We start from the raw sequence: 7555 nt of genomic DNA, 5'->3' as shown, positions 1-7555 counted from the left end.
GGAACTAATGTTCGATTTACAGTCAAATTGATTAAAAATTAAAAAAGTCGAACCCTTAACGTATCATAAGACACGCCTGGTTCGACCTCACTTTCATCCCACATCTGAAGAAGTGGGCTTTTTCGTTCGGGAAATCTGTAATAAAAATAAACTTCTTTTGAACTTACAACATTCATTGCATAACAATCAGAAATGTTATAACCTTTTGCACCCCATAACTTATGCCCATTCATTAGTTAAGAAATATTCCCATAATTTACTCATTGTAGCAAATCTGCTTTCTGATTATGATATTGCTTGTAGTTCAAAATATCTTATTTGGAAGCTGGTGAATCAATGTCGAAAAAATTGCTCGTTTATATGATTTCCGCAATTTTTATAGGATTATTTTATAATCAACAAGTTCAGGCAGCAGATATGGATACTCCTGAGGTTATAAATAGTCAAATCTCCTCAAACACGATTGCTTACCAAGGGAATGGCGTACCTGGTTATGTTACGGTAACCATTGAGACAAATGAACCGACTAGAGGCTATTTAATGGCAGTGGGAAATGGCCGTCAAGTCAAGATTAACTTGTCTACTATGGAGTATAAGACCAAACATATTGTCCACTGGGCACCATGGGACGATGTAAAAAAAGAAGCCCTTCCAGCTGGGACTTATCAATTAAAGTCTTATCTTACCGACCAGGCTTACAACTCAGCTCAAGGATTCCCTATTGGACAGATCACAATTGTCCAAGAACCGAACCCAAAATCGTTAATTACACTGAATGGGACTAATCCTTCTTCTGTATCACCTAAATATAATTCGACCGATGCAGTAACAGAAGTAAAATATGAATTAAGCCGTCATGCTGAAGTACAAGTGGCTATTCAGAAGGATGGAACCGATGTTTATCAATCACCAAAAACAAAATTAGAACCAGGTATCCATTCCTTCACCTGGAACGGCCGAAATCAAAACGGGGCCATCGTTGCCGATGGTGACTATGATATTGTGTTTAAGACAATAGAACTAAACTATAATTATCCAGCGACATCCCAAACAAATTATAAGCTAGGGGAAATTTCAGTTGTTAATGGTGAAAGCTCTATTCCAAAGTGGAGAATGCAAGAAATCGTTTCAAATGCTTCTTTTGATGCACAGACGCTTTCTCCGAATAACGATGGAATGGAAGACACGGTAACTGGAGAAGTGACTTTAAATGAAGCGGCCAAACTGACCGTTTTTATTGCTACAGCTGCTGGAAGTCATATGAATCACGTAATCTCCTACCAGGAACTTCAGCCAGGAATTCATACACTTTCTTGGAATGGAACAGACATGAATGGTGGAAAAGCACTAAACGGAAACTATTTTATTAAAGTCATGGTTACAGAAAACAATGGTACAACTGGCTACCTCTTATTTGAAAACAATGGGGTGATGGTAAAAGATAGTACGGAGATTAAAGCAGCTGAACCCATCAAAGAAGTACGTGTAACGGCTGAAAAAACACAAGTTTCTGTTTATCCGATGGGTCAAGGTTATACTGCAGTAAAGGGTGAAGTGTTTAAGCTAATCTCAGAAACTGCTGAAAACGGCTACTATGAAGTGTTAGTAAAGGATCAAGTGCCTGGATCAGTCAAGGCATCTGATGTTGAACTAGTTTTAAATTCAATCCCGCCGCAGCAAGAGGAACCAGGCAATGTAGTTAAACATACGGTAGTAAGCGGTGATACTTTATGGAAAATCGCTCAAAAGTACAGCGTTACCATTAGTGAAATTGTTGAGTTAAATGGACTGGATCTCAATCAGCTACTTAATATTGGACAGGTATTGAAGATCCCTGAAAAACAACTTACTGAACCATCCACGAATATAGTTCATACTGTACAATCTAGCGATACATTGTGGAAAATTGCTCAAAAATATAATGTGTCGGTTGACAGTATAGTAAAGGCAAACAATCTAAACGTAACCCAATATTTATATATTGGGCAAAAGCTTATAATTCCTGCGTCTCAACCATCACAGCCACCTGTCGTCACTCAACCTGATACGATTCATGTAGTTCAGTCAGGTGATACACTATGGAAAATTGCCCAAAAATATGGGATAACCATTCAGGAAATTTTCCAAGCAAATAAGCTTAACGAAAATGATTACTTGTATATTGGACAGAAATTAACAATCCCGGCTAAACAAACGTCACCAGCACCTTTAGTTCCTGAAGTTATTCATACCGTCCAAACGGGAGATACCCTGTGGAAGATTTCGGTTAAATACAATACAACAATTCAAAAAGTTGTAGATCATAATCAGCTTGATGTAAATAAGCCGATTATGATTGGCCAGCAACTAAAAATACCAGTATAGGAATTTTGGAACCCTTCTGTCTTTATGGCAGGAAGGGTTTTCTTCTTCGTCACCCACTTAACAAAAGTATAACTCACGATAATCTCCCTCTTGAAGATAAGTATCTAAAAGCGGACATAGTGCCAGGAATTTCTCATGTGATTTTAAATTCCCTTTTTGGATAATCCCTTTTATAGTTTTATTAAACTAGATCCCCGGACCACTATTAGTAAGAACTTCAATAACAAGCTTAGATGAAAAGTGCTTTTTTTACATTTTCTTTCGCTTAGTCATCTAGAAAATTTTCAACAATCAAAACTATTATCTTCACTAAGAAGGCAAGTTAAAATTTCACCCAAGGTAATTTACTATAGAATATATTTTATATAACCTTTCTGGTTCTGGTGCAAATACCAAGACAAATAGGAAAAAGTTGTAGGTCCACTTTCAGATCACCCCTTAGGTGGTTATCCCGAACAGTCTATGTATGAATTTCACTTCATTTTGGGCAGACTTCACCTCTTGATGAACCTGCTTCTTTTTAATCATACGCATCGCTTCTATACCACTCAGTATGTAAGTAGCTGTACGAAAAGATTTCAACCCTAACATAGAACGAACACGCTTCTTGATAAAACGATGATCCTGTTCTACGATATTATTTAAATACTTCTTTTGTCTGGGTTTCATGCCTGACGGCATGTTTTTTTCCTTTCTCAATTCTTCAACTGGTATAGGATAAGCCGGATTTTTATCCACTGTTATGACATGAGGCTTTGAAACATGAAAAGACCGCAAAGCTTTCTTGAAGAAGCACTTTGCAGCCTTTTTGTCTCTTGTTTTACTGAGATAAAAATCAATCGTATTTCCTTCGGAATCCACTGCACGATATAGATACATCCATTGACCTTTTTTTTACTTTGATATATGTTTCATCGACTCTCCAGGAGTCATTTGTTGCCTTAAGATGACGTCGTACTCTTTCATCTAATTCCGGTCCATATTGATGAACCCAACGCATAATCGTTGTGTGGGCCATCGACAAGCCACGTTCTTCCATCATCTCCACTAAATTTCGAAAGCTCAAGTTGTACCGCAGATACCATCTCACTGTTAACAAAATAATATCAAGCTGATAATGTTTCCACTTGAATAAATAGGATCTATTATTTCAAAATTTAAGTCAAATGTATAATCAGCATATTGAAAGCAATTCTTTACATCGATAATTGGTACGCTTGTATAAATATCATCAATAGATTTATAAATAAGGTTGAATTACCTTTGTCACAGGTAAAATGGAGACTCGATAAATCACAAATTAAGTAAGGGAAGGCGAATATCAACTGTGGTACCTGATTTAACTTGACTGTTAAATTGAATTTTCCCATTATGGGAATCAATGATTTTCTTGATCATCATAATACCTAAACCATTGCCATCTTTTTTCGTAGTACAAAAAGGCTGTCCTATTTTGTTCAACACGTCTTCAGGCATACCCTCTCCATTATCTACAAAGCGAATAAGTTGCTCCGATTCCTTAATATCCACTATGACATGAATATTTCCTCCATAAGGCATTGCTTCCGTGGCATTCTTAAGAATATTTATAAATACTTGTTTGATTTGATTTGCGTCGCAATAAATGTTGCCGCAACTCTTGATATCTCTCGTAATAGAAATGCCATTCATCACAGCCTGGCTTTCAAATAATTTCAAGATATCATCCAATATTGAAATTAACTCTATCTCACTATAATGAATGACATGAGGTTTTCCCAAAACCAGAAACTCACTTACAATGAAGTTCATTCGGTCAATTTCAGACATGAGAAGTTTGTAATGATCAGACTGGAATTGATCTTTTGAAAGCTGAAGCATTCCCTTAATGGTTGTTAATGGATTGCGGATTTCGTGAGCAACACCTGCAGCCATCTGCCCCACTACAGAAAGCTTTTCAGAATTGCGTAAGTAAGCTTCCGTGCTTTTCATTTCACTTATGTCTCGAAGACTTCCGACAATATAAATGAGCGAATTTCTATCATCAAAAATTGGGATAACATCTAAAATAAAATAATGAAGAGCACTATCTATAACTATTGATATTTCGATTCCTACTATCTCTTGTTTGTCTGAAAGTACATCCATAAAATAGGAGCCTATCTTTTCTGCATAAAAAATACTAGAACTATCGTAATCACTTCTTTTTGAAGACATTAACTTTAATATTTGTTTTCCATTTTCGTTACAATCTATAATATCCCCTTGAGCATCTGTAACAATGACTGCTTGATAACTTGTCTGAAGTAGTCCCTGATTCAAAATAAAAAGCTTCTTATTTTTTTCCTGAACTAGAAGTTCTCGTTCTATAGAATCAACGATGGTATGTAACATAACTAATAACAATGGGTTATCATATGGGATATAAGTTAACAACGAGATCGTACCTAGAGGTTTTTTATTGCCTTTATATCGAAATGGTACACTATAACAAGCAGCATCTTGATAAACTTGGCAGTAATGGTCTTTTCCTACCAATTGAATAGGTTGATCATATCGAAGGGCTAGCGATACAGCGGTTACTCCTATATCTTTCTCAATATAACGAACTCCTTCTTTAATTCCCAATTGATTCACAGCGTCTAAAATTGTCGAATCGCCTTCGAATCTTAGGATATGTCCCTTGTCATCTGTTAAGACTACAAGAATCGGAGTACCTTCGACTGAGGAGAGAAATTTATTTATAAAAAATTTTACTATATCTAATATTTCAGAGTATGTCTTGATTTTCTTAGCATAAGCATCAGAAGATAAGCATTGGGAAAATGTTGGTACAATAGTTGGATCAAGACCGTACTCTTTACAACGTTCTTTTGCCTGAATAACAATCGAATCATCCTGTTTTAACATCATTAAAATCCTCTTTAATAACTTTATTTTAATAATATTCTAACATAGGGCCCTAAGATGTACTACTACGCAGGATAACCCTAAACCTATCAATTTTAATTTTATTTTGCGTGGTTTTTTAGATTTATTTTGCGCGTGAATAATAAATAAAGGGTCATATAATATTAGCAAACTGTACCCTATAGAGTAGTCACTAACTAATATATATGACCCTTTATTCTTTACAACAAACGCGCCCGATCGTTGAATAGAAGTGGGCTGTATCACAATTTGAAATTATCTTTATTCATGTCTTTTAATCGAAGGGGAAATTCCTAAAATAAACTCATCATCTCCATCTACCATTATATCATAAACGTCATAATCCTTATTCTTTTTAGCTTTAGTGGATTTGTATTCTTCTAATCCTTTATAGATATTTTCGGTAGTAAAGGCTTTACCCTTTATCTCACCTCATTCTCCGTTATGTTCAAAATAAATGACATACTGTCCATCCTCGAAATTGAAATTTGTGATTACAGAGTCTAAATACGTGTGGTTAGAATTCAAGTTTTGATGTGTCAGAGTTGATATATAAATCCAACTTAATAACGTAACATTCGGGAAAAGTCTATGTCAAAAAATTAAATTAGACTTATATATATAGAACATTTTTAAACGAGATCGAAAAGGTTCATTGTTTTAATCTTTATTTAAATTTACCATGGTAAAATTTCATTTTTTCTGAAAAAACCACCTGTTGGGCCATCATCAGGAAGCGTAGCTAGGTAAACAGCAGTTTCAGCCCCTTCATGAACCTCTACTGGAGCATCGTTACCACCAAGGTCAGTCTTCACCCAACCTGGATGGGCTGAGTTCACTTTTATATTCGTCCCCTTCAGTCTAACGGACAGACTGGCAGTCAGCATATTAAGCGTTGCTTTTGAAGCAGCATATATAGGATTATATGTCATACGTCCTGTCTCTTCGTTCGATAAAACTGTAGAGATAGAGCCGATTAAGCTCGACTGGTTCACAATGCGGCCAGCCTCGCTCGCCTTCAAAAGAGGCAACAGGGCTTCTGTCAGTGCATGGACACCAAATACATTCACTTCGAAAGTATTGCGCATAACATCAGTAGTGTTACCTAAATCATTCAGATTAACTCCAGCATTGTTAACTAATATATCCAATTTCCCATACTCTTTCTCAATCAACTCGGTAATTAGATTGATATGCTTACTATCTGTAACATCCAATTCTAAAGCGCGAGCGTCAATTTGTTCCTCTCGTAGTAGGGCAGCAGATGCCTCCGCTTTGACTAGGCTTCGGGCGGCAAGAAGCACTGTAATCCCCTGACGTCCGAGTTGACGTCCGATTTCAAAACCTAGTCCTCTGTTTGCGCCAGTAATCAATGCTACTTTCTTGCTCATGCTCAAATTCCTCCTATTGCACACCAGCCGTAAATATCGTACCGACAATCTGTTGCGTTTAGTGTGTGGCTATTATTTCATTACCTTACTATATTTTAGGATGCCTGTCACTGCCCAATTTGGTTGAAAAACAGCTGGTTTGTAGTCTGTGAAAGAGTCTTATACAAAAATGAGAAAATTAGTGAAAAGGGAATTTGCGTGGTTAGTTGGCATTGTGTGATTTTGGAATTTATCTATTGTCTAGTTAAGTAGCGTTAACAAAATAATGTATATTCAAAGGATTGAATAAATAGTATTCATTGCGTAGTTCAATCTAAAATCTATTAATGGTACCTGGAAAATGATTTTTCATTAAGGAACAAACACGACTTCTTAATCCAGAATCGCGCGCGCCCGATTCTGGATTAAGCTCTGCATAATGTCGTTCCACTTGCTTGAACAAGCCTTTTATTACGCAGTAATAAACAGCGCAGAGAAAGGGAGGGGAACGACATTCGGGAAAAGTCTATGTCAAAAAATCAACTTGGACTTATATACTGATTCATTTTGTTTACAACCAAACAATAGAGTGACTAACAGTATGAAAAGAACTAATTGTTTCATCGTCATTCCTCCCCCTTATAGAGTTGAAATTCGTTTTAATGCACTTATTTCCCTTCTACCCTTCTTGCACTAAATGGCCCTTTAACAGAACAACTCTATTGTCACTCAACAGTTTCATAAACCACCTTTCAACTCAGGTATTCTTTCCTTTTTCACTATAAAAACAACCCCTTTAGATAACCATTTTCATTAAAAGTCAAGTAAATAATAATAAAACCCTATAACTAAACAATTTATTATAATGTCACACATCATGTAGGGTAAAAAAGAAGGGTAGATGAACAGGG

The 7555-nt window shown here is 36.1% G+C and carries 3 protein-coding genes and 1 pseudogene; 1 reads left to right on the top strand and 3 read right to left on the bottom strand.

Annotation, left to right across the window (positions count from 1 at the left end; translation table 11 throughout):
- Window positions 1–336 precede the first annotated feature (336 nt).
- Window positions 337–2364 carry a LysM peptidoglycan-binding domain-containing protein gene (locus JMM81_RS22270; protein ID WP_256243743.1) on the top strand — a complete coding sequence of 676 codons (2028 nt, stop codon included), beginning with the start codon at window positions 337–339 and terminating at the stop codon, window positions 2362–2364.
- 438 nt (window positions 2365–2802) lie between these two features.
- Here the strand turns inward: JMM81_RS22270 and JMM81_RS22265 are convergent.
- The 3 genes and pseudogenes from JMM81_RS22265 to JMM81_RS22255 all read right to left on the bottom strand — a co-directional run bounded on the left by JMM81_RS22265 (window position 2803) and on the right by JMM81_RS22255 (window position 6665).
- Window positions 2803–3469: pseudogene (locus tag JMM81_RS22265) on the bottom strand (IS6 family transposase).
- A gap of 188 nt (window positions 3470–3657) precedes the next feature.
- Window positions 3658–5256 (bottom strand): ATP-binding protein, encoded by a 1599-nt coding sequence (locus JMM81_RS22260; protein WP_256243742.1) that lies wholly within the window; start codon window positions 5254–5256, stop codon window positions 3658–3660.
- Between the two features lie 695 nt (window positions 5257–5951).
- Window positions 5952–6665, bottom strand: a complete 714-nt coding sequence (locus tag JMM81_RS22255) for an SDR family oxidoreductase (protein ID WP_256243744.1) — start codon at window positions 6663–6665, stop codon at window positions 5952–5954.
- Window positions 6666–7555 lie beyond the last annotated feature (890 nt).

The organism is Bacillus sp. V3B, assembly GCF_024494465.1.
GTDB lineage: Bacteria > Bacillota > Bacilli > Bacillales > Cytobacillaceae > Bacillus_BD.
This window is presented reverse-complemented; position numbering and strand designations above follow the sequence as displayed.